The organism is Sodalis sp. RH24 (genome assembly GCF_047324145.1).
Classification (GTDB): domain Bacteria; phylum Pseudomonadota; class Gammaproteobacteria; order Enterobacterales; family Enterobacteriaceae; genus Acerihabitans.
In genome coordinates, this window is sequence record NZ_CP178729.1 from 1,918,756 (window position 1) to 1,939,691 (window position 20,936).

General features: G+C 61.0%; 18 protein-coding genes and 1 pseudogene. 10 read left to right on the forward strand and 9 right to left on the reverse strand.

Annotated elements, in window-relative coordinates:
* Positions 1-121: 121 nt before the first annotated feature.
* From dld to ACL2XG_RS08820, 4 genes are all read left to right on the forward strand, one after another.
* Complete coding sequence (gene dld / locus ACL2XG_RS08805) at positions 122-1,855, forward strand: D-lactate dehydrogenase (protein ID WP_413722353.1); 1,734 nt, start codon at positions 122-124, stop codon at positions 1,853-1,855.
* A gap of 236 nt (positions 1,856-2,091) precedes the next feature.
* Entirely contained in the window at positions 2,092-3,078 is a 987-nt protein-coding gene (locus ACL2XG_RS08810; protein ID WP_413722352.1) for a Gfo/Idh/MocA family protein, read from the forward strand.
* Positions 3,078-3,554 carry a GNAT family N-acetyltransferase gene (locus ACL2XG_RS08815; RefSeq protein ID WP_413722351.1) on the forward strand — a complete coding sequence of 159 codons (477 nt, stop codon included), beginning with the start codon at positions 3,078-3,080 and terminating at the stop codon, positions 3,552-3,554. The genes ACL2XG_RS08810 and ACL2XG_RS08815 overlap by 1 nt, the downstream gene beginning before the upstream one ends.
* A gap of 75 nt (positions 3,555-3,629) precedes the next feature.
* Entirely contained in the window at positions 3,630-4,319 is a 690-nt protein-coding gene (locus tag ACL2XG_RS08820; RefSeq protein ID WP_413722350.1) for a glutathione S-transferase family protein, read from the forward strand.
* 371 nt (positions 4,320-4,690) lie between these two features.
* On the opposite strand, the pseudogene pbpG reads toward ACL2XG_RS08820, so the two are convergent.
* The 7 genes and pseudogenes from pbpG to ACL2XG_RS08855 form a co-directional block, all read right to left on the reverse strand.
* Positions 4,691-5,503, reverse strand: a pseudogene (gene pbpG, locus ACL2XG_RS08825) (D-alanyl-D-alanine endopeptidase); the annotation flags it as partial.
* Between the two features lie 390 nt (positions 5,504-5,893).
* Positions 5,894-7,093 carry a multidrug effflux MFS transporter gene (locus ACL2XG_RS08830; RefSeq protein ID WP_410015974.1) on the reverse strand — a complete coding sequence of 400 codons (1,200 nt, stop codon included), beginning with the start codon at positions 7,091-7,093 and terminating at the stop codon, positions 5,894-5,896.
* A gap of 71 nt (positions 7,094-7,164) precedes the next feature.
* Positions 7,165-7,632 carry a spore coat protein U domain-containing protein gene (locus tag ACL2XG_RS08835; RefSeq protein ID WP_410015975.1) on the reverse strand — a complete coding sequence of 156 codons (468 nt, stop codon included), beginning with the start codon at positions 7,630-7,632 and terminating at the stop codon, positions 7,165-7,167.
* A gap of 2 nt (positions 7,633-7,634) precedes the next feature.
* Positions 7,635-10,013 (reverse strand): fimbria/pilus outer membrane usher protein, encoded by a 2,379-nt coding sequence (locus ACL2XG_RS08840; protein ID WP_413722349.1) that lies wholly within the window; start codon positions 10,011-10,013, stop codon positions 7,635-7,637.
* On the reverse strand, positions 9,986-10,711 hold the full coding sequence (locus ACL2XG_RS08845; protein ID WP_410015977.1) for a molecular chaperone: 726 nt from the start codon (positions 10,709-10,711) through the stop codon (positions 9,986-9,988). Before ACL2XG_RS08845 ends, ACL2XG_RS08840 begins: the two co-directional genes overlap by 28 nt.
* Before the next feature lie 16 nt (positions 10,712-10,727).
* Positions 10,728-11,237: a spore coat U domain-containing protein gene (locus ACL2XG_RS08850; RefSeq protein ID WP_410015978.1), complete on the reverse strand. Its 510-nt coding sequence runs from the start codon at positions 11,235-11,237 to the stop codon at positions 10,728-10,730.
* Between the two features lie 307 nt (positions 11,238-11,544).
* A complete protein-coding gene (locus ACL2XG_RS08855) occupies positions 11,545-12,696 on the reverse strand; it encodes a helix-turn-helix domain-containing protein (protein WP_410015979.1) in 1,152 nt (383 codons plus the stop codon).
* A gap of 791 nt (positions 12,697-13,487) precedes the next feature.
* On the opposite strand from ACL2XG_RS08855, the gene ACL2XG_RS08860 reads away from it, so the two are divergent.
* The 6 genes from ACL2XG_RS08860 to ACL2XG_RS08885 all read left to right on the forward strand — a co-directional run bounded on the left by ACL2XG_RS08860 (position 13,488) and on the right by ACL2XG_RS08885 (position 19,510).
* Complete coding sequence (locus ACL2XG_RS08860) at positions 13,488-14,774, forward strand: efflux RND transporter periplasmic adaptor subunit (RefSeq protein ID WP_410015980.1); 1,287 nt, start codon at positions 13,488-13,490, stop codon at positions 14,772-14,774.
* Positions 14,771-16,339: a DHA2 family efflux MFS transporter permease subunit gene (locus ACL2XG_RS08865; protein WP_410015981.1), complete on the forward strand. Its 1,569-nt coding sequence runs from the start codon at positions 14,771-14,773 to the stop codon at positions 16,337-16,339. The genes ACL2XG_RS08860 and ACL2XG_RS08865 overlap by 4 nt, the downstream gene beginning before the upstream one ends.
* The gene (locus tag ACL2XG_RS08870; RefSeq protein WP_413722348.1) at positions 16,323-17,942 is read left to right on the forward strand and encodes an efflux transporter outer membrane subunit; all 1,620 of its coding nucleotides are present in this window, start codon (positions 16,323-16,325) and stop codon (positions 17,940-17,942) included. Before ACL2XG_RS08865 ends, ACL2XG_RS08870 begins: the two co-directional genes overlap by 17 nt.
* A 110-nt stretch (positions 17,943-18,052) precedes the next feature.
* Positions 18,053-18,340 (forward strand): YjcB family protein, encoded by a 288-nt coding sequence (locus ACL2XG_RS08875; protein ID WP_410015983.1) that lies wholly within the window; start codon positions 18,053-18,055, stop codon positions 18,338-18,340.
* A 132-nt stretch (positions 18,341-18,472) separates the two neighbouring features.
* Complete coding sequence (locus tag ACL2XG_RS08880) at positions 18,473-18,934, forward strand: DUF1348 family protein (protein WP_410015984.1); 462 nt, start codon at positions 18,473-18,475, stop codon at positions 18,932-18,934.
* Positions 18,935-19,510 (forward strand): TetR/AcrR family transcriptional regulator, encoded by a 576-nt coding sequence (locus ACL2XG_RS08885; protein WP_410015985.1) that lies wholly within the window; start codon positions 18,935-18,937, stop codon positions 19,508-19,510. It abuts the gene before it with no gap.
* 67 nt (positions 19,511-19,577) lie between these two features.
* Here the strand turns inward: ACL2XG_RS08885 and ACL2XG_RS08890 are convergent, their stop codons facing one another.
* Both ACL2XG_RS08890 and ACL2XG_RS08895 read right to left on the reverse strand, forming a co-directional pair.
* Positions 19,578-20,279, reverse strand: a complete 702-nt coding sequence (locus tag ACL2XG_RS08890) for a DJ-1/PfpI family protein (RefSeq protein WP_410016596.1) — start codon at positions 20,277-20,279, stop codon at positions 19,578-19,580.
* Between the two features lie 60 nt (positions 20,280-20,339).
* Positions 20,340-20,897 (reverse strand): isochorismatase family protein, encoded by a 558-nt coding sequence (locus ACL2XG_RS08895; RefSeq protein ID WP_413722347.1) that lies wholly within the window; start codon positions 20,895-20,897, stop codon positions 20,340-20,342.
* Between the last annotated feature and the right edge of the window lie 39 nt (positions 20,898-20,936).

The window sequence follows — 20,936 nt, forward strand, 5'->3', positions numbered from 1 at the left end:
TATGTTCACATTGACGCCGCTCCGGGCGTATATTCATTATCCATATGCGCCAGTTTACATGAGTCCGTATCCCGTCCGTGGGTATAAAATCAGTTTGCTTCGCAGAGAAAAGGATATCGTTATGCCGCACACTTCGCCTTATCTATCGCATGCGTTTTTAGAACAGCTTACCGCCATCGTCGGTAAGCGTCATGTCCTGACCGATAGCCGCCAGACCCAGCGTTATTGCAAGGGATTCCGCTCCGGCAGCGGCCCGGCCCTGGCGGTGGTGCTGCCCGACTCGCTGCTCTCGCTGTGGCGGGTGCTGGAAGCCTGCGTGGCCGCCGACAAAGTGATTATCATGCAGGCGGCCAATACCGGCCTGACCGAAGGCTCCACGCCCAACGGCTCCGATTACGATCGCGAGGTGGTGGTGGTCAGCACCCGGCGCCTGGATGGCGTACAGCTGATCGACGAGGGCCGGCAGGCAGTGGCCCTGGCGGGCAGTACGCTTTATACGCTGGAAAAGGCGTTGAAGCCCCTGAAGCGGGAACCGCATTCGGTTATCGGCTCCTCATGTCTCGGCGCGTCGGTCATCGGCGGCATTTGCAATAATTCCGGCGGATCGCTGGTCAAGCGCGGCCCGGCCTATACCGAAATGGCGCTGTTCGCGCAGCGAGATGAAGACGGCCAATTGCGGCTGGTCAACCATTTAGGCATCGATTTAGGCACCACGCCGGAGCAGATCCTCACCCGGCTGGAGAACCGGCAATATTCGGCGGCGGACGTTCAACCGGCCGGGCATGCCTGCTCCGATCATGATTACGCCGAACGGGTGCGCCAGGTGGATGCCGCCACCCCGTCGCGATTTAACGCCGACCAGCGCCGGCTGTTCGAGGCGTCGGGCAGCGCCGGTAAGGTGGCGGTGTTCGCCGTGCGCCTGGATACGTTTCCCGCCGAGGAACGCCAGCAGGTCTTCTACATCGGCACCAACGACCCGCAGGTCCTGGCCCGGCTGCGCCGCGACGTCCTGTCCGGCTTCGCCAACCTGCCGGTGGCGGGCGAGTATATGCATCGCGATTGTTACGATATCAGCGCCACCTACGGCAAAGACACCTTTATCATGATTAACCGGCTCGGCACCGACCGGATGCCGTGGCTGTTCCAGCTAAAAGGCCGTATCGACGCCACTCTGAACGCCCAGGCCTGGCTGCCGCCGCAGCTCAGCGATCGTTTCCTGCAGTTGGCAAGCCGCCTGTGGCCGCAGCATTTGCCGCCGCGCATGACGGCGTTCCGCGAGCGTTATGAGCATCATCTGCTGCTGAAAATGTCCGGCGACGGCATTAACGAGGCCGAGGCCTACCTGAAAAACTTTTTTGCCGTGGAGCCGGGGGATTATTTTATCTGCACCGACGACGAGGGCGGCAAGGCTTTCCTGCACCGTTTCGCCGCCGCCGGGGCCGCGGTGCGCTATCATGCGGTACACAGCGATGAGGTGGAGGATATCCTGGCCCTGGATATTGCCCTGCCGCGCAATGAAACCCAGTGGTTCGAAACCCTGCCGCCGGACATTGACCGGCAACTGGTGGCCAAGCTTTATTACGGTCATTTCATGTGCCACGTCTTTCATCAGGATTATATTGTGCGTAAGGGGGTCGACAGCCATGCGTTGAAAGCACGGATGCTGGCGTTGCTTAATCAACGCGGCGCCGAATATCCGGCCGAACACAACGTTGGCCATCTTTACCAGGCCAAGCCGCAGCTGGCGGCGTTCTACCGGCAGATCGATCCCACCAATACCTTTAATCCCGGCATCGGCAAGACCTCCAGGCTAAAGCTTTGGCGCGAGCCCGGCGCGGAGCAAAAGCAGCCCTGACGGCGACGCTTTCCGCCCCCAGGCGTGCGCCGCCTTCACGGGGGGCTTGGCAAGCGCGATGACCTTTGCAATACTGCTTGGCAGTGTTACAAGTCATGATCGGTCTATACAGGCGTTGACAATCCGTTATGCGGCGCCGTCCGATGCCCGATGGCAAGGCCGGCCGCGCTTCAGCGGCAATCGTGATATTCAGGGACGATCGGTTCTTCATTTTTCAACAAGGCATCGACTCTGTTATGAAATATGTCATCGTGGGTACAGGTAACATCAGCCGCACCTATCTCAAGGCGCTGGACGCATTGCCGGCAAGCGAAGCTGTGGGGTATATATCCCGCAGCAAAGCGGCGGGCGCTACCGTTGACGCATTACCTTGCTGGCCGGCGCTGGCGCAAGTCGATCGGCCGTTTGACGCCGTTATCGTCACCACGCCCAACGCACTGCATCATCAAAGCGCCATCGAGGCCGCGCAGCTGGGCAAGCATGTGCTGGTGGAAAAACCGCTGGATATCACCCAGGCCGCCATGGACGATATGATAAGGGTTGCCGCGCGGCACCAGGTGGTGTTGGCCGTGAGCTACCAGCGCCGCACCAATCCGGACAACCGGGCCATTAAACGCCTGCTTGAGCAGCAGGCGTTCGGCCGAATCTATTCCGCCGACCTGAGCTGCCGCTTCTGGCGCGATCAGGCGTATTACGACAGCGCGGCATACCGCGGCACCTACGCCGTTGACGGCGGCGGGGTCTTTATCCAGCAGGCCAGCCATAATATCGATAACTACATCTGGTTTTTCGGCATGCCGGAACGGGTGCAGGGAGAGCTGGACACCTTCGCGCACCAGATGGAGGCCGAAGATCACGGCGCCGTGGTGTTGCGCCATGCCGACGGCATGATCGGCACCATCGTCGCCTCCACCTGCGCCCCGCCGGGATACCCTCCGCGCCTGGAGGTCAGCTGTGAAAAAGGCACCTTTACCCTGCTGAACGACCGGATCAGCGCCTGGCACATCGCCGGCCTCGACAATCCGGCGGAGCAGGCGGAACCGGCGCCCGATGACGGCGCCAGCAACCCGGCGGTGACCGACACCTCCCGCCACGAAGCGGTGCTCGAGGATTTCGAACGGGCGGTTACGCGGGGCGATACGCCGTTGGCCGCGGGCATAGATGCCCGGCGCGCCACCGACCTTATCCTGCGGATTTACCGCTGTCGGACGGAAAACCGTTGATGTTCCGGCTCAGAGCGGCCCGTATCGATGAGTTGAGCCGACTCACCGAGCTCTGCGTGCAGTCGACGGCCTTATTGGGCTATGACGACGCGTTGCGGCAATCCTGCCGCGATAAGCTGACTTTTCGCCCGGCGGATATGGAAAACTCGCTGATTTGCGTCGCCGAGGCCGGCAATGCCTTGCTTGGCGCCGCCCAGTTGCTGCTCCAGGATGAAATCGCCCTGCTCGAACGGCTGTTCGTGGCGCCGGACAACGCCAATACCGGCATCGGCAAAATGCTGTTCGGCTGGTCCATCAACGCCGCCCACCGGGCCGGCGCCGAACGGTTGCTCATTGATTGCCATCCCCTTGCCGCCGGCTTTTACCAGCGCATGGGCGCGCGCGCGGAGGGCACGGTCGACACCGGCCTGCTGCCCGGTCAGCCAACGCCGCGTTTTCGCATTACCCTGACCCCCTGCCGGGCCGCCGCCAGGTAGCGGCCCGGCAGGCCGGCGGGATGCGCGTATTGGGCAGCGGCTTACCACCCCACGACAGCAACGGAGCGTGACATCGTGTATCAATTGCATATTGCCAATAAAAATTATTCGTCCTGGTCGCTGCGTCCCTGGCTCTTGATGAAGACGCTGGATATTCCGTTTGACGAGGCGCTGCATCCTTTCCAGTCGGGCGACAATCATCATCTTTTCGCGCATTTTTCGCCCTCCGGGCGGGTGCCGGTGCTGTATGACGGCGCCATGGCGGTATGGGACTCGCTGGCCATCGCCGAATACCTGGCGGATACCCATGCGGGCATCTGGCCGGAAGAACGCCAGGCCCGGGCCTGGGCGCGCTGCGCGGCGGCGGAAATGCATGCCGGGTTCGGCACGCTGCGCAGCCTGTGCCCGATGAACTGCGGCGTGCGGGTGCGTTTGCGGGCGATTCCCGACGCCCTGCGCGCCGATCTGACGCGCCTGGATGCGTTGTGGCAACAGGGGCTTTCCCGTTTCGGCGGGCCGTATTTGGCGGGCCGCGAATTTAGCGCCGCGGATGCGTTTTTTGCCCCGGTGGTATTCCGGGTGCAGACCTACGACCTGCCGCTGTCGGCCGCCGCGCAGGCATGGTGCCGCACCATGCTGGCGCTGCCCACGCTGGCGCAATGGTATCAGGATGCGCTGGCCGAGAAGTGGCGCGAGGCCTCGCATGAGGAAGAGTCGGCGAACCAGGGAGAGATTATTGCGGATCTGCGCGGCCGGGCGGAGTAGCGCCGGCCGCGGCTGGCACCTTAATCGACCTGTTTGTCCCGATCGCCGGCGCCATTTTTCGCCGTTTGTCCGGACGGATGGGTTTTGGACTTCTTAAATGCCGTCTGGCCGGGCTTGGCGGCTTTGGTTTTTTTATACGCCGTCTGGCCGGGTTTGGCTTTACCGGAGGCGGCCGTTTGTCCGCGCCTGGCCTTTTGGACGGCAGCCGTCTGGAGAGCGTTGGCGTTGCCGGCCTTTTTCGCCGTTTGCCCCGTCGCATGGCGTTTCAGCGCTTTATTGCCGGACTGTTTATTATTGGCCAGGGCGCGATGGGCCGCGGGTTTATAGGCCGAGCGGGTGGAGCGCAGCGCCGGTGCTTTCGGATAGACCTGCGACGGCAGCGCCGTGGCCTGGCCGGTTTCCAGCCAATTGCGGATACGGCTGGCATCGGCAAAATGGGTATATTTACCGAAGGCGTCCAATACCACCAGTCCCACCGGGCGATGATTGATCACGGTGCGCATCACCAGGCAATGCCCCGCCGGATTGGTAAAGCCGGTTTTGGTTAACTGTATGGTCCAGTCCGGACGATAAACGAGATGATTGGTATTACGAAACGGCAGGGTATAGGACGGATTGCTGAACGTCGCCATGGTCTCGTGCGTCGTGCTGAGTTCGGTAAGCATCGGGTATTGCTGGCTGGCGATAAGCAATTTTGACAAATCGCGCGCCGTCGACACGTTATTGAATGACAAACCGGTAGGCTCGACATAATGGGTATTCATCATGCCCAATGAGCGCGCCTTGGCATTCATCGCGGCGATAAACGCCGAATAACCGCCGGGATAATGATGCGCCAGGCTGGCGGCGGCCCGATTTTCCGAAGACATCAGCGCCAGCAGCAGCATATTGCGCCGGCTAATTTCGCTGCCTACGCGCACCCTTGAAAACACCCCCCTTAATTCCGGCGTTTCATGGATATCCACGGAAATTATTTCATCCATGGGCTGCTGCGCGTCCAATACCACAATGGCGGTCATCAGCTTCGACAGCGAGGCAATAGGCACCACTTTATCCGCATTGGAAGAATAAAGCAGGTGATTATCCGTCATATCAAAAACAATCGCGCTGCCGGAGGCAATTACCAGCGGCGAAACCAGGGGCGCCGCCTGTGCGTCGACGGCGGCCTGTGCATCGTTAATCATCACATTTGTAAGCGTTAAAAGAGACACGCCAAAACAAGCGACACGAAAAAAAGATAACATTAGCCATTACCTGAAAGATACTGCGGGACCGCAGTTGATGACGACATAGTATATCCGATTCTCCCCAAACGAAAATCGCTTAACGCCTGTATTTTTTTGTCACCAAAAAAGGCGGCGCCTTGATTGACAACTTTCAGCATTGCGCAACATCGCAGAAGATATTATTTCACCATAATTAATCAATTAATGACCTATTAATGAATAACAAACAGGCAATATTCAGCGATATCGCCCGCCAATTTTGCTTAGCGGGCGATCGGCGGGGAATAGCGGCAATTGCCCGGCTTTTTTCCGGTAAACGGAGTTAATTACCTTTTACAGGCAATATGTTTATTCGGGCCGCGGACGCGGGGCTTTTCTATTGACCAGTAGCAGGAAAAGCGCGCCGGCAATGATATGGCAGCCCCAGATGGTTATCCCCATGGTCACCGCCGACGTGCCGCCGATGCCGGTAATGGGGACGCTTACCGCCCCGAGGGCGAACATCGCCACGCCAATCATGGCGGAGGCGCTGCCGGCATTCTGGCCCTGGGTTTGCATCGCCAGTGAGGAGGCCAGCGTTCCGATCAGGCCGTTGATCATAACCGAAAAAAACAGGGCCGCCAGGATAAAGGACAGCGGCAAACCGAACAGGCCGCACAAGAGTAAAGCGGTGGAGGCCGTCCCCGCCACGCCCAGCCCCCAGGTCAGCACCCGGTATTCGCCGATCCTGGCGCTGGTGCGCGCGGCGATCTGCGAGGCGGCAATCAGGCCCAGGCCGTTGACGGCAAAACAAAAGCTGAAGTCCTGCGGGCTCAGGCCATAGAGCTGCTGCAAGACAAAGGGCGAGGCGCCGATATAGGCGAACATGCCCGCCATGCTGAACCCCTGCGTCAGGCACAGCCCCATAAACTGCCGCTGCCGCAGCAGGCGACCCAGGCCGCCGAAAACGCTGAGCAGCGGCGCCTGGCTGCGCCTGGCTGCGGGCAGGGTTTCTTCCAGCCGCCAGGCGCTGAGCGCCAGCAGCGCCGACGCCATCACCGCCAGCACGATAAACAATCCGCGCCAGTCCAGCCAGGCCAGCAGCGCGCCGCCCAGAACCGGAGCGCCGATGGGCGCCAGCCCGTTAACCAGCATCAGCAGGGCAAAAAACCGGGTCAGCGCAATGCCGCTGTACAAATCCCGCGCCACCGCGCGCGACAGTACCGCGCCGCCCGCGCCGGCCAGCCCCTGTACCAGCCGGGCGGCCAGCAGCTGGCCGATATTTTGCGCCAGCGCGCAGGCGATGGAGGCCAGCAGCAGTATTAGCAGGGAAAACAGCAGCGGTCTCATGCGCCCCAGCTTATCGCTGAGCGGGCCGAAAATAAGCTGCCCGGCCCCCAGGCCCAGCAGGCCGGCGGTGAGGCTCAGCTGCGCGGAGGCGGTATTAGTGGCAAGCGAGCCTGCCAGTTGCGGCAGGGCGGGCAGGTAAAAATCGGTACATAAGGGGCCGAGCGCGGCCAGCGAGCCCAGCACCAGGGCATAACCAAGCTGTCGTTGTGCGAAAGCCATGAACGCGGATATCCTTTTTCCCGCCGGACAACCTCGGCCCGGCGCGGGCGACACCGTGCCGCCCCTGGCGTTTAATATAGCAGTTGCACAAGGGTAGTGGCGATATAGCTTCCCGGCCGATCGTCGCGGCCGGCCCTCATCCTGGCGTAAACGGTGTAGGTACGGGTTACCGTGGCGTTGGCCGCCAGGCTGTAGCCGTCGGTAATGGCCCCGCCGCCGCCGTTTCCCCACACCTGCTGGTAATTATCGGAGGTATAGAGCTGATAACCGGCGTTATGACCGCCGGCCGACATTTGCCGTTGCCCCTCCCCCGCCGGCCCGTCAAGCAAAATCCGGTAACTGACGTTGGCCGCCGCCGCGCCGGTACGGCAGACCACGGTCAGGGTGGCGGTGGTCTGCCGCGTGGCGCCGTCGACCCCCGCCAGCGCGCCGAAACTCAGCGGCGTGGCGGCGATGGAACAATCGTAGGCCAGCGCCGGACCGGAGAACAGGGCGCAAAGCATAACGAACCAGGCACCCCTTACGCGTGTTAAAAACATATTCAGGCTCCCGTATTACAGGTCAGGGGGCCGATTTGCGGCAGCACATTGGCCTGGGGATGATAATCGAAGCTCAGGGTACAATCGGGCCTGCCCGACGTTTCGACCTTAAGCCGGTTGTGTTCCGCCAGATTCTCGAAAAACGTCTGGCCGTCGTAGCCGACCATGGCCTGGGCGCCGCTGTCCACCAGGGTCGCCACGCTGCCGAGCGGCAGGGGATGCCGCTGCGTGTCCACCAGCAGCAGGGTGGCGCCGCGGCTGCGGCGGATGGGAAAGCGGGCGATCACGCCGGCGCGATCGCCCGGCCTGACCATCAGCACGTCATTGGTGAGGGCGACATCCATCGGCACATCATTGGGGTCGACGGACAGGCGGTTGCTTTCGTAGGCGCGGATATCCTCGATAAACATCAGTCCATGGCCGTCGGTCTTGCCCACCGGGCGGTTTTCCTGCAGGACGGTTATGCCGGGTAAGCCGTCGGTATCCACCAGCGCGAAGCTGTCCTGAATGGTATTGGCGGCAAAAACATGACCGCCGATGGCCGCCAGGGAGCCGCGGGCGGAAGCCCGGACCGCGTGGCCGTCATTGCCCTGCTCGGCGTCGGCGCCGATAAGCCCCCAGTCGGCTTTATATTCCAGCCCGGCATTTTGCCGCGACACCGCGCCGTGCTGCTCAGCCAGGTTCCAGCCAATATCGCCGTGCCGTACCGCTGATTGCTGCGCCTGCAAGGTTTGCGTGCTGTCGCCCTGGCCGACGCTTACGCTGGTACTGATATTCGCCCGCGCGCCGAAAGGGATGGAGATGCCGGCAAACAGGCTATTGCCCTTATCGTAATCAAAATCATGTAATAGCGTGATATAGCCAAACGCCGCCAACACCGGCAGCGGGGCCGAATACGTGGCCGAGAGGGTCGAGGTTCTTATCCGTTGGGACTCATAATTATAACTGTTGTAGTAATTAACTAATTTGCGCGCATAGACCAGGCCGAACGAACCGTTGCCGGGATAGACCGGGAAACCAAGGCTGGCGCGCAGGGTGGTGCCGGCGGTATTGTCGCCATAGGCCGCGGCGATATCATAAAAGCCGGCATTCGCCCTGAGCGCGCTAAAGCCGTAGCTGAAGCTGTGCATCATATGGGAAAAACCGATGCCGTACTGCTGCCCCTGTTTTTCGCCATAACGACTGGCGGCCAGGGAACCGGACAATACCCCCGCATCGCCGATCAGCAAATTGGCGCCGCCGCCGCCCATCACCAGTTTTTGCGTGGCTTCCAGATGGGTCTCCAGCGTCACCGCCGGCCATACGCCCCGCCGGTAGCTCACCGAGGCCGCGCCGCCGGTATAATCGGCGGACCGGCTGGCATACTCACGCCGCACCGTGCCGGCTTCCACCGACAAGGACTCCAGTCCCTGTCTCAGCATCGCGTTGCTGGCGTAAAAAGGCAGGGTTTGCGTGGTCTGCCGGCCGTTGGCGTCCTTCACCACCATGGAGACGTCGCCGCCGCCGGTGGTTACCGGCAGCGAGGTGATGTCAAACGGCCCGGCATCCACCTGGCGGGTCATCTGATGCAGGCCGTTGACGTAGATATCCACCGACGACGGGACCGCCACCTCGCCGCTGATGCCCGGACGGGGGAACGTCACGAGATCGGGGCGCAGGCCGAAATTGGTGGTCATCTGCATGCCGCCCATGCGCACGGGACGGGTCCAGTCCAGGCCGCCGCTGATATAATCGCCGGCGTTCCAGGTACGCAGGGTGGCGACATCGGAATAGCTGTAGGTGCTTTCCAGCCGAACCGTGCGGTCGAGATAAGGACTATGGGTTTGAATGGCGCTGTTGGCCAGCACGCCGCTATCGCCGAACAGCCGCAGATCGCCCAGCAGGCTATGGCTCTCTTCGCCATGATACTCGGTCACCTGCCCGTCGTAGTTCAGCACCGCGCCCCGATCGCTGTGGGGCGCGCTGTCGTCGGGGGAAAGGCTATCCGACGAAAACTGCTGGGCAATCTGGTCGCCGGACGGCACCTGTAAAAACAGCATCTGGGCGTTTTCATCCAGCCGCCAGGTCCAGCCCTGGATGCTGTTTAGCGCAATCAGGCCGCCGCCGGTGTCGGTATAGGCGCCGGTGAGTTTCAGCCCGGAGGCGGTAATCTGCGCGCGGGTCAGCAGCAGGGCGCCCGGCTTGCCGGCGACTTCCTGGATATTATCGTGGATGCGCCCGTTAACCACGACATTGAGCAACAGGCTTTGGCCGGCATCTGCCGCGGGCGCCGTTTCAGCGCCCCACGCCAGTATCGGCCATAGCAGCGCCAGGGCCAGCATGCGGCCTGGCCGGCGACGCCGCCCGGCGGCTGTCAATGCGTCGGGCCGACATTGACCCATTGATCCGATTTATCCTGGGGACCGGGGTTTTGCACATGTATCCGGGTCCCGGTGGTCAAGACATGTTTGGGATCGCTGATAAGCCAGTGCTGTTGATTGCCCGCCAGGATATAGGGCATGCCGGGGCCGGTCAGCTTCAAGCGTTCGCCGCCGACGGTGGTGGCGCTCACGTTATAGAGCATACTGTGTTTAAGGCCCAGGTTATTCGCCACCAGCATCATGCCGTCGCCCTGGCGCTCAATCCGCCACTGCACATCCGCCGCCGCCGGCTCCGCGCTCAGGGAAAATACCGGCACGGTAAAGCGTATCGCCAGTTGCACTTTCGCGTTGGCGCGATCGGGGATCTGATCAAAAATAATACGATAGGATTCCTCGCCTTTGCTTGCCGGCTCGCGCAGCAGCAGCCTGACGGTTTGTGATTTTCCGGCGGGAATAGTGGCGAACGGCGGGCTTACCGACAGTTTGTTGGTGCTGACGAAGCTGTCGTTATTACCCTTTTGCACCCAGCTGTATCCCCGGATCTGGATAACGCTTGGGGTATCGGCATTATTGGTCAGGGTAAAACTGGCGGATCGGTGCGCGGACGACAGATCCTGACGGATGGGAACGATAGCCAATGCCTGCGCAGAAACCTGGGGCACGATGGCCCACAGGCTTGCCAGCATAAGCGCCCGGATAAAATGATTGTTACGGGGCATAGTGGCTGATCTTGTATTAATAGGTAACGGTTACGGCGACGGTATCGGTATAGTCACCGACCGCCGAGGTGAGCTGGTTGGCGGCGATTTCACCGTACACGGTAATATTCTGCTCACCGCCGGTGCCGACGCCCGCGACGGTATCGTCGCCGGTGGCTTCACCCCAGTTGGTGGTATGTTCGATATTCTGGTATAAGCCGTAGTTCAGCGTCGAGCCGGCCACTGAACCGGTCATGACGCGCACCGCGGTGGTGGCGTCGGTGCCGGTGCCCGCGCCCAGCGCAACCGTATACGGCGCCGCGTTAGAACAGGTCAGCGATAAGGTGGCGGTGGTATCTACCGCGTCGGTACCGGTATAGGCCGGGAATGCCATGGCGGTAGTGGCGATAGTACAGGCTGACTGCACCTCGGCGGTAACCGCGATATTGGTGGTGGCCGTACCGGCCGCGAAAGCGGAAGAAGCCACGGTGGCGCCGAGGCACAACAGAGACAAAGCACCGACTTTAAAAAGACGTTGGCTGGACATGATATTTCCTTGAAAGAAGCGATATGCGATATGAATGGATTTGGCGCGTTAAACCGGCCATTTCTCGCGGTTATTTTAACCGTTAAAAAGAAGGCGCGGTAATGTTAACCATCGCAAATCCGGACGGAACACCTGCTTTAACGGCCAAAACCATTAATAATCATTTTGTCTGCGGAAAATATTAACCATTGCGCGGGATAATGGCCGAATGGGAATAATAGCGGCTGGATTGACCATTATTTTACGCTAGCTTATATAGAATGAATTACAGTTTATATTTTGATTTTGCCGGTATTAACCAATGCGGTTACTCAACAACGGCGTTTTCCTGTAATTCCCGCAGCCAGGAGGGAATGGCGCGGCCGTCAAACAGGGCCGCATACAAGGGGTAATCAAGCGTGGGCGTAAGCGTGCCGGGCTGTGTGCGGTATTGGTGCGGGCTGACGTTAAAAAACTTGCGGAACATGCGCGCCAGTTGCTGGCCATCGTGCAATCCGCCGCGCCGGGCGATCTTGTCGATGGGCAAAGCGCTGTCGAGCAGTGCCTGACGCGCTAATTCCAACCGGAGCAGCAGCAAAAAAAGATACGGCGAATAGCCCACCTCGAGCGTGAAATGGCGGCGAAAACTGCGCTCGCTCATGGTCATGAACCGCGCCGATCGCTCCATGCTTAAATCCTCGTCAATATGCTTCAGCCACCAGAGCGTCACCCGATGGGCTATCGTGTCATGACGGGTGAATATCTGCGCCGTGACCGGGGTATTATCGCCGAGTCGCAGCATTCGTTCGCCGTCCTGGGTGGGACGAGCCAACGGCAACGGCCCTTTCAGCAGCAGCAACGCCAGTTCACGCAAATTGATATGTTCGCTGGTGGTCAGGATATTGCCGTCAATTTGCAGCGCCGCCGGCATATTGACATTGACCAGCGGATAATGCTCGGCAAGATACGGCGCCAGCGCGGAATGGGTGGTCGCCTGGCGATGGTCCAGCAGCCCGGCCGCCGCCAGGCGCAGCACGCCGGATCCAAGCGCGACGATCTGTCCGGCGCCGGGACAAGCCGCCTGCAGCCAGCGGGATAACAATTCATTGGGCGCGGCCGCGGCCGCCCGGGTACCGTGGGCGATGATCAGCAGATCGGGACTGAGCGGAACCGGCCCGCGCACCGTCAGCGTTTCCGCGTGGATTAACCGGCTGGCCGGCGAAGATATACGTCCGCCGACCGCCGAGTAGATCTGCGTAACGAAGTGTATTTTTTGTCCGCCGTGCCGTACGGCAAAATCGTTTAAGCCCGCCAGCATTTCCAGCAGCTTGACCATTTCGCCGAGAAAGCAGCCGGGATAGGTGAGGATAATCACCCGGCGCACCCGGCTGCGCCCGGGCAGGGCCAGCAACGCGCCCGCGGGGTCATCATCACGCAGGGGGAAGGCGGCGGCAATAGCGGGCATGGCGGTCTTGGTCATGATTAACGGTATCCCGCAGGGGGTGTCATTAACGGTTTGCCACGGTAACAATTGACAGACGGAGCAGTTCGTCAATACCCGGACGGTGAACTTCCTGTTAACGTAAATAATCCTTGTTACCCGGAAGCATGGCAGAAAAAATAGCGTAACAAACCCTGTTTAAATCAGCTTAAAAGATTGACTGGGCGCTTTTATTAATGCCATAAAAGTAAAGCACAGCGCCGTTTCAGGATAAAACAGCCGCCAGAAAAAAAATAAAACCATCGCCAACCCGCGTTTATATGGCGCACTGACGCAGGGTTATTTGGCTTAAATCCGGAAATTAATATGTGCCGTTCAGGCTCTGAATGCAATTAATTTATGATATAAAACAGACCAGAAAAGCATTATTGACTCTAAACGTCGTAGAAATGATATTTTTTAATCGTGTTTATTTTCAGGATGAGTAAAATCCTAAAACACCCCGGTTTACGCCTGCCTTTGCCACGGCGGCGACATGAGAATCGCAGCGCGTCATGGCCGGCATATAGCTCTTCGCCAGCGGCACCCTGACGCCCTGACATAAATTTTAACGCTTTTCCCATTTTTTGCCCGCGCGCGGGCTTTCTTTTTAAACCAAATAGGATAATTAATTGTTTTTTATAAGGTTATAAATCACCTGTTGACGCCCCCAAGGCAAGCACAGGAAAACCGCGACTTTTTTTCCCTTTGCTATAATTCGTTTCACTACCCCCTTAACCCCTTGTTTAACACCGGCGCAGCACTCCGCTGCCGATATTTTGATGAGGCCTATGGACAGCAATAACAATAGCGAATCCAATAACGCATTGCCCAGGCGCGCCGCCGCCCAAGGCGATGACCAACAGGGAAACGCCGGCCAGGCGGGCCGGCAATCACAAGACAGCGGCGACCTGACGCCAAAAAGTCAGGATCGGGCCGACCAGAACACCCGCAGGAATAACGACACAGGACGGGATAGCGCCGGCGGCGACAACGAGGCACACGGGGATGACGGCGACGGCGCGCAAGAAACGCAGCGCAAGCGCCCCGGTAAAAAACCGTTGATTATCCTTGGGGTGGTGGTGCTGATCCTGATTGTGGTCGGCCTCTATTTTTGGCTGACGACCCGCAACCAGGAAACCACCGATGATGCGTTTACCGAAAGCGACGCGGTGACCGTGGCGCCGAAAGTCGGCGGTTACGTGGTTAACCTGGCGGTCAGGGATAACCAGCGGGTGCATAAAGGCGACCTGCTGCTGCAAATCGATGCGCGGGATTATCGTGCCCAGCACGATCAGGCCCTGGCCCAGTTGGGGCTGGCCGAGGCGCAGCTTCACCAGGCCGAGGCGCAATTGGCGCTGTCCAGGGTGCAGTACCCGGCGCAACTGGCCCAGGCCCAGGCCCAACAGGCGCGGGCCGACGCCAATCTGCAAAATGCCGAAGCGGAATTCCGCCGCCAGCGCGGCGTGGATCCCCGCGCCACCACCCAGCAAAATATCGATACCGCCAGCGCCCAGGTGCGCGCCGCGCGCGCGGATGCCGCCAGCGCCCGCGCCCAGGTGGAGGTGGCCGCGCAGGTCGCCCTGCAGATCAACCAGGCCGAGGCCACGGTTGAAGCCCGGCAGCAGCAGGTACGCCAGGCGAAGGCCCAGTTGGAAACCGCCGATCTGAACCTTTCCTATACCGATGTCCGCGCGCCGTTCGACGGCTATGTGACCCGGCGTAATGTCCAGCCCGGCATGCTGGTGCAGGCGGGTAGCGCCTTGTTTTCAGTGGTCTCGCCCGACATTTGGGTAATGGCGAACTTCAAAGAGTCGCAGCTCGAACGCATGCGCCCCGGCAATAAGGTGGAGATTACCGTCGACGCCTTTCCCGATATGAAGCTGCAGGGCCATGTGGACAGCGTGCAGCAGGGCACCGGCTCCCGCTTCTCGGCGTTCCCGGCGGAAAACGCCACCGGCAACTTCGTCAAGATCGTTCAGCGCGTGCCGGTGAAAATCGTTATCGACAGCGGACTGGACGCCAATACCCCCCTGCCCCTGGGCCTGTCGGTGGCGCCGAAGGTATTGCTGGAATGAGCGGTGAACGCAACTGGCAGCCGGCCAGCAATCCCTGGCTGGTGGCGATGGTGGTGACGCTGGCGGTGTTTATGGAAATCCTCGACACCACCATTGTCAACGTGGCCCTGCCCCACGTCGCCGGCACGCTGTCGTCCAGTTACGATGAATCCACCTGGGTGCTGACCTCCTATCTGGTGGCCAACGGCATCGTATTGCCTATTTCGGCGTTCCTCAGCCGGGTGTTCGGCCGTAAACAGTATTTCCTGTTGTGCATTGCCATGTTTACCCTGTGCTCGTTTCTGTGCGGTATCGCCACCGAGCTGTGGCAAATGATACTGTTTCGCGTATTGCAGGGATTTTTCGGCGGCGGGCTGCAGCCGATCCAGCAATCGGTACTGCTGGATTATTTCAAGCCGGAAGATCGCGGCAAGGCGTTCGGCCTGTCGTCTATCGCCATCATCGTGGCGCCGGTGGTCGGTCCGACGCTCGGCGGCTGGATCACCGATAACTACAGCTGGCGTTGGGTGTTCCTGATCAATATCCCGGTGGGCGTGCTGACCCTGCTGGCCATTTACCAGTTGCTGGAGGATCCCCCCTGGGAGCGTAAGGTGAAAGGTAAAAAACTCAGCATCGACTTTACCGGCATCGGCCTGATTGCATTGGGCCTGGGCTGCCTGCAGGTAATGCTGGACCGCGGCGAGGACGACGACTGGTTCACCTCCGGTTTTATCCGGCTGTTCGCGCTGCTTACCGTCATCGGCATCGTCGGCGCCGTCTATTGGCTGTTGTATGCCAAAAAGCCGGTGGTGGATTTGCGCTGCCTGAAGGATCGTAATTTCGCCGTGGCCTGCCTGCTGATGGCCGGCATGGCCATGATCCTCTACGGCAGCTCGGTGGTGATGCCGCAACTGGCGCAACAGGAACTGGGTTATACCGCCACCCTGTCCGGGCTGGTGCTGTCGCCGGGGGCTATTCTGATTGTCCTGTCGATCCCGCTGGTATTAAAGCTGATGCCGATCGTGCAAACCCGCTGGCTGGTGGCCTTTGGCTTCCTGCTGCTGGCGCTGTCGTTTATCTATTCGCGCCATCTGGTGCCCAACGTAGACTTCAATACCCTGGTGATGATGCGCAGCGCGCAGTCCATCGGGCTGGGTTTCCTGTTTGTGCCGTTGACCACCGTCGCCTTCGTCACGCTGGCGCCGCGGCTGAATGCAGACGCCTCGGCGCTGTTTACCATGTTCCGCAACGTGGCGGGGTCGGTGGGCATTTCGCTGTCCACCGCGGCCATCACCGAGCGATCCCAGGCCCATAGCGCCGCCATGGTGCATAATATGTCGCCGCTTAACGAACAGTTTCAACAGACGCTGAACCGCACCGCGGCGGCAATCCGCGATTTTTCCCACCAGATAGGCGATCCGATGCAGCTGGCGACCGGCCAGATGTATCAGCAGATGATATCCCAATCACGGATCCTGGCGTATATCGACGTCTTTTCCCTGTGCGCGGTGGTGGCGTTTATCCTTATACCTTTTTGTCTGTTGCTTTCGCCCGTCAAGAGCGAAGGCAATGCGGGAGCACATTGATATGCCGGTTTGTTTCCTGGCCGCCCGGCGGCGGCATCGCTCATTGATAGGGCGTTTCAGCCTCGGCGTGGCGCCGTTCGTCCTGGCCGCCTGCGCGGTAGGACCGGACTATCAGCCGCCCCATCCCGTCACCCCCGCCGCCTTTGCGCCGGCCGGCGATAAATCCGGCGCCGCGGTCACGCTGGCGTCGCAGCCGGACCCGTCCTGGTGGCGCAGTTTCAACGATCCGCAGCTCGACAGCCTGATCGCGCGCGCCATCGCCGGCAACCTTTCGCTGCAACAGGCGGTGCTGCGCATCGCCGGCGCGCGTGAACAAAGCGTGCAGGCGGGGGCGGCCGGTTTGCCCGCGGTAAACGCCAGCGCCAAGGCTACCCGGCAGCAGTTGGGCCTGAAGGGTGAACTTGAATCCTCCGGCGTCAACCTCAGCGATGAAAATACCAGCCCGGAGATTGCCTCAGGGCTGGATAGCCTGTTCAGGCCGGTCAATCTTTACCAGGGCAGTTTCGACGCCAGCTGGGAAATTGATCTGTGGGGCCGGGTACGTCGCTCGGTGGAGGCGGCGAACGCCCAAACCCAGGCCGCGGTCGAGGGACGCAACGACGCGCTGGTCTCGCTGGAGGCGGAGGTGGCGCGGACTTACCTGCAGTTGCGCGGCGCGCAGAGCGTGGCCGCTACCCTGGAAACACAAATTGCGGTGGCCCAGCAATCGGCGGAACTGACGCGCAGCCAGCAGCAGCACGGCCTGGCCCCGCAGTATGACGTGGAAAACGCCAACGCCCAGCTTGGTTCGCTGCGGGCGCAACTGCCCCAGTATGAAGCGCAGCAGCGCCAGGCCATGAACGGCCTGGCGGTGCTGCTGGGCCAGCCTCCCGGCACCCTGGATCACGAGCTGGCGCCCGTCAAACCCCTGCCGGCGGTTCCCGCGGCGGTGCCGGTGGGCGTGCCATCGACGCTGGCGCGCCGGCGGCCGGATATCCGCCAGGCGGAAGCCAACCTGCATGCGGCCACCGCCAATATCGGGGTTTCGGTGGCGCAGTTGTTTCCCGATCTGTCATTGACCGGGCAGTTCGGGATGCGCAATACCGATGCGGACTACCTCACCCACTGGAGCAGCCATTTTTACAGCTTTGGTCCCCAGGTTTCCCTGCCGATATTCCAGGGCGGCCGGCTGGTGGCCAGCGTGAAACTGTCGCGCGTACAGCAGGCCAATGAAGCGCTTGCCTATCGCCAGGCAGTGTTGACCGCCCTGCAGGATGTGGAAAATGCCCTGGTCAGCTACCGCACCGATCGGCAGCGGGTCGAGGGGCTGGAGCAAACGGCCGCCTCGTTGCAGAATGCCTTCGATCTCGCCAGCGCCAGCTATCGCCAGGGCATCAGCACTTTTATCAACGTGCTGGACGCCCAGCGGCAGCTGGCGCAGGCCCGGCAGCAGGCGGCCAGCGCGCGGGTGCAGACCGGCACAGATCTGGTGGCGTTATATAAAGCGCTCGGCGGCGGCTGGGAGCCGTATCAGAATATGACGCTGCCCGACTACCCGGTTTTTGGTCCGGCGGAGTCGGGAAACACGCCGGTGCAATTGACTAATAAATCGCCACAATCTTAGGCGCAAGCACAAATCGGCCTAAAAATGTGTCTTGGATCACATATTTTTGTAGCGCAATGCAACCAAACAGGAGAAAATTACACCATCTTACAAATGGGGGGTGGGTTGTCATGGGTACTCTTGCCGCAGGCTTCGTGATGATGCGCTGGGAATTGCTCAGCGCGGTGATGATGTTTTTCGCCAGCACGTTAAATGTCTTTTGCCGTAAAAGCAGCCACAATGCGCTGGCGTTTATTTTCAGCGGCGTCGGCATCAGCATGGCCTGCTGGTTTGTCACCGGACTGCTGGGTATCACGCTGTCGGTTGAAATGGTCTCCTGGCGCGAAGCCTGGGATAACCTGAAAGATATCGCCACGTATGTGGTTTCCCATACGCCGCCGGAATGGCAGGTAAACTGACCGTCTCCGCCGGCCGTCCCCGGGCGGGGTAGTAGCGCTGACCGCTCCCTGCCCGCGCCACAAAAATAGCTTGCCCGGCGCTGTACCGATTGGTACAGTCAGGATTCCCGTTCTCCTGACAAGGCATCCATCATGGCAAACCTGGTCCCTCCCTTTACCCCTGACACCGCCGCCGCTAAAGTCCGTATGGCGGAGGACGGCTGGAACAGCCGCGACCCGCAGCGCGTATCGCAGGTGTATACCCTTGATACGCAATGGCGCAATCGCGCGGAAATCGTCACCGGCCGCGACGAGGTGGTGGCGTTCCTGACGCGTAAATGGGCTAAAGAACTGGATTATCGGCTGATTAAGGAACTGTGGGCGTTTACCGGCGCGCGCATTGCGGTGCGTTTTGCCTATGAATGGCATGACGACAGCGGCAACTGGTTTCGCTCCTATGGCAACGAAAACTGGGAGTTCGATGCCGCGGGGTTAATGGCCCGCCGTTTTGCCTGTATCAACGATCTGCCCATCGCCGACGGCGACCGCAAGTTTCACTGGCCGCTGGGACGGCGCCCGGATGATCACCCCGGTCTGTCCGACTTTGGCCTCTAGATGACCGACCACAACGCGGATAGCGCGGCGCTGGTAGCGCAAATAGCCGACGTATTCCGTGAATGCGGCTTCGAGGGCGCGTCCCTGAGCCGTATCACCGAACGCACCGGCCTGGGCAAAGGCAGCCTGTACCACTTTTTTCCCGGCGGCAAAGACGCCATGGCGGCGGCGGTACTCACCCAGGTCGAGGCGTGGTTTCACCGCCACATTTTCCAGCCGCTGGCGCGGGATAACGCGCCGGACGCGCTTGACGGCATGTGGCGGGCGGTGGATGCGTATTTCCTGTCCGGACAGCGCATCTGCCTGATGGGGGCCTTTGCCCTGGACGGCACGCGCGATCGATTTGGCCATGCTATCGGCGTGTATTTCCACCACTGGATCAGCGCGCTGCAACAGGCGTTGCAACGGGCCGGCGTCGCAGTTCCGGCGGCGGGCGAACTGGCCGAGGACACCGTCGCCGGTATCCAGGGCGCGTTAACGCTGGCGCGAGCCATGAATGACACCGATCTGTTTATCCGCGGCACGCGGCGGCTGCGGGCACGGCTTATGCTCGCCATACCCTTTCACCATCCTTGATGCCGTCTTGCGTGCCGGCACGGCGGATCGGACCTGTCCGCCGCGCGGCATGGCCGCCTGCGGGCGGTTATTTTCCGTCCCGGGCGGCGAACATGGCGCGGGCCGCTGCTGCAACCACGGGTTGACGCGTCGCCACAGTGGCGGCGATACGCGCCGCCACCGGTTCCCGCACCGATCCGGGGGCGGTTTCCGGCCGGCCGGCGTTAAACGGCGGCGCCGGCGCGTATTCCAGTCCCAGCTGGATAGCCTCGGCGGTCGCCTGGTCGAAGACCTGGTTAATCACCGCCAGCGCAAAATCCATGCCCGCGGTTACGCCGCCGCCGGTGATGATATTACCGTCCTGCACCACGCGGCCCGCGTCGGGTATGGCGCCGAACAGCGTTAACAGATCACGCCAGGCCCAGTGGCAGGCGGCGCGTTTACCCACTAGCAGCCCCGCAGCGCCCAGGATCAGCGACCCGGTACACACCGAGGTGATATAGCGGGCGCCGCCGGCCAGCCGGCGGATATCGGCCATAAACACCGGGTCCGCTATCATCTCGGTACTGCCGGCGCCGCCCGGCACGCAGAGGATATCGCACCGCGCGATAGCCGCCAGATCGGCCAGGCCGGAAAATACCAGGCCGTCGGCGCTTACCGGCCGGCCGGCCGTCGAGGCGGCAATCACCCGGGTATCCGGCAGACGGGAAAAGAACTGGTGCGGGCCGGTGAAATCCAGCTGGGTAACGCCGGGGTAAAGCGGCATGACGATAATCAAGGACTGCTGCATCATTCTTTCCTCATGACGGTAACCTGTTATCAATAGGCCTGGCGCGGGACGATTACCGCCTTAAAACTCAATTTCGCCGGCCTGGCGTACGCTTACGCTATGCGGCCCGGCGTTAAATCCATCCAGCAGGGCATTATGATGGGCGATGATCTGTGCAAAGCCGAGGGCGCCGCTGTCCGCGGTGGTATGGCCGTCGCCGGCCAGGACCACGTCATACCCCAGGGAAACCGCGCGGCGTACGGTGGTATCGACGCAAAACTGCGTCATGCATCCCCCCGCCACCAGGCGCGTGACGCCCAGGCGCTGCAAACAATCGGCCAGATCGGTGGCATAAAAGGAATCGCAGCTGCGCTTATGCACCACGATATCCCCGGGCGCAGGCCCCAGGTCCGCACGGATGCGCCACCCTTCCCCGCCCCGCGCCAGCCGGTGATCGCCGTCGCCGTCGTGCTGCACCAGGATAACCGGCGCCCCGGCGGCGCGCGCCCGCAGCTGCAATGCCGCCAGCCGCTGCGCCACCTCGCCTAACCGCCGATCGAGCAGCGGCTGGCGAGCCGCATCGGCCAGCCCGTGGAGAATATGGTTTTGCATATCAATAATCAGTAATGCCGTGGTCATATTACCCTCTTATGCTGCAAGTTCAGGCGCCGCGCACGG

Coding starts and splice junctions, on each gene's coding strand:
- dld (WP_413722353.1), top strand. CDS start 122: ATGCCGCACACTTCGCCTTATCTATCGCATGCGTTTTTAGAACAGCTT.
- ACL2XG_RS08810 (WP_413722352.1), top strand. CDS start 2,092: ATGAAATATGTCATCGTGGGTACAGGTAACATCAGCCGCACCTATCTC.
- ACL2XG_RS08815 (WP_413722351.1), top strand. CDS start 3,078: ATGTTCCGGCTCAGAGCGGCCCGTATCGATGAGTTGAGCCGACTCACC.
- ACL2XG_RS08830 (WP_410015974.1), bottom strand. CDS start 7,093: ATGGCTTTCGCACAACGACAGCTTGGTTATGCCCTGGTGCTGGGCTCG.
- ACL2XG_RS08835 (WP_410015975.1), bottom strand. CDS start 7,632: ATGTTTTTAACACGCGTAAGGGGTGCCTGGTTCGTTATGCTTTGCGCC.
- ACL2XG_RS08840 (WP_413722349.1), bottom strand. CDS start 10,013: ATGGGTCAATGTCGGCCCGACGCATTGACAGCCGCCGGGCGGCGTCGC.
- ACL2XG_RS08845 (WP_410015977.1), bottom strand. CDS start 10,711: ATGCCCCGTAACAATCATTTTATCCGGGCGCTTATGCTGGCAAGCCTG.
- ACL2XG_RS08850 (WP_410015978.1), bottom strand. CDS start 11,237: ATGTCCAGCCAACGTCTTTTTAAAGTCGGTGCTTTGTCTCTGTTGTGC.
- ACL2XG_RS08855 (WP_410015979.1), bottom strand. CDS start 12,696: ATGACCAAGACCGCCATGCCCGCTATTGCCGCCGCCTTCCCCCTGCGT.
- ACL2XG_RS08860 (WP_410015980.1), top strand. CDS start 13,488: ATGGACAGCAATAACAATAGCGAATCCAATAACGCATTGCCCAGGCGC.
- ACL2XG_RS08865 (WP_410015981.1), top strand. CDS start 14,771: ATGAGCGGTGAACGCAACTGGCAGCCGGCCAGCAATCCCTGGCTGGTG.
- ACL2XG_RS08870 (WP_413722348.1), top strand. CDS start 16,323: ATGCGGGAGCACATTGATATGCCGGTTTGTTTCCTGGCCGCCCGGCGG.
- ACL2XG_RS08875 (WP_410015983.1), top strand. CDS start 18,053: ATGGGTACTCTTGCCGCAGGCTTCGTGATGATGCGCTGGGAATTGCTC.
- ACL2XG_RS08880 (WP_410015984.1), top strand. CDS start 18,473: ATGGCAAACCTGGTCCCTCCCTTTACCCCTGACACCGCCGCCGCTAAA.
- ACL2XG_RS08885 (WP_410015985.1), top strand. CDS start 18,935: ATGACCGACCACAACGCGGATAGCGCGGCGCTGGTAGCGCAAATAGCC.
- ACL2XG_RS08890 (WP_410016596.1), bottom strand. CDS start 20,279: ATGCAGCAGTCCTTGATTATCGTCATGCCGCTTTACCCCGGCGTTACC.
- ACL2XG_RS08895 (WP_413722347.1), bottom strand. CDS start 20,897: ATGACCACGGCATTACTGATTATTGATATGCAAAACCATATTCTCCAC.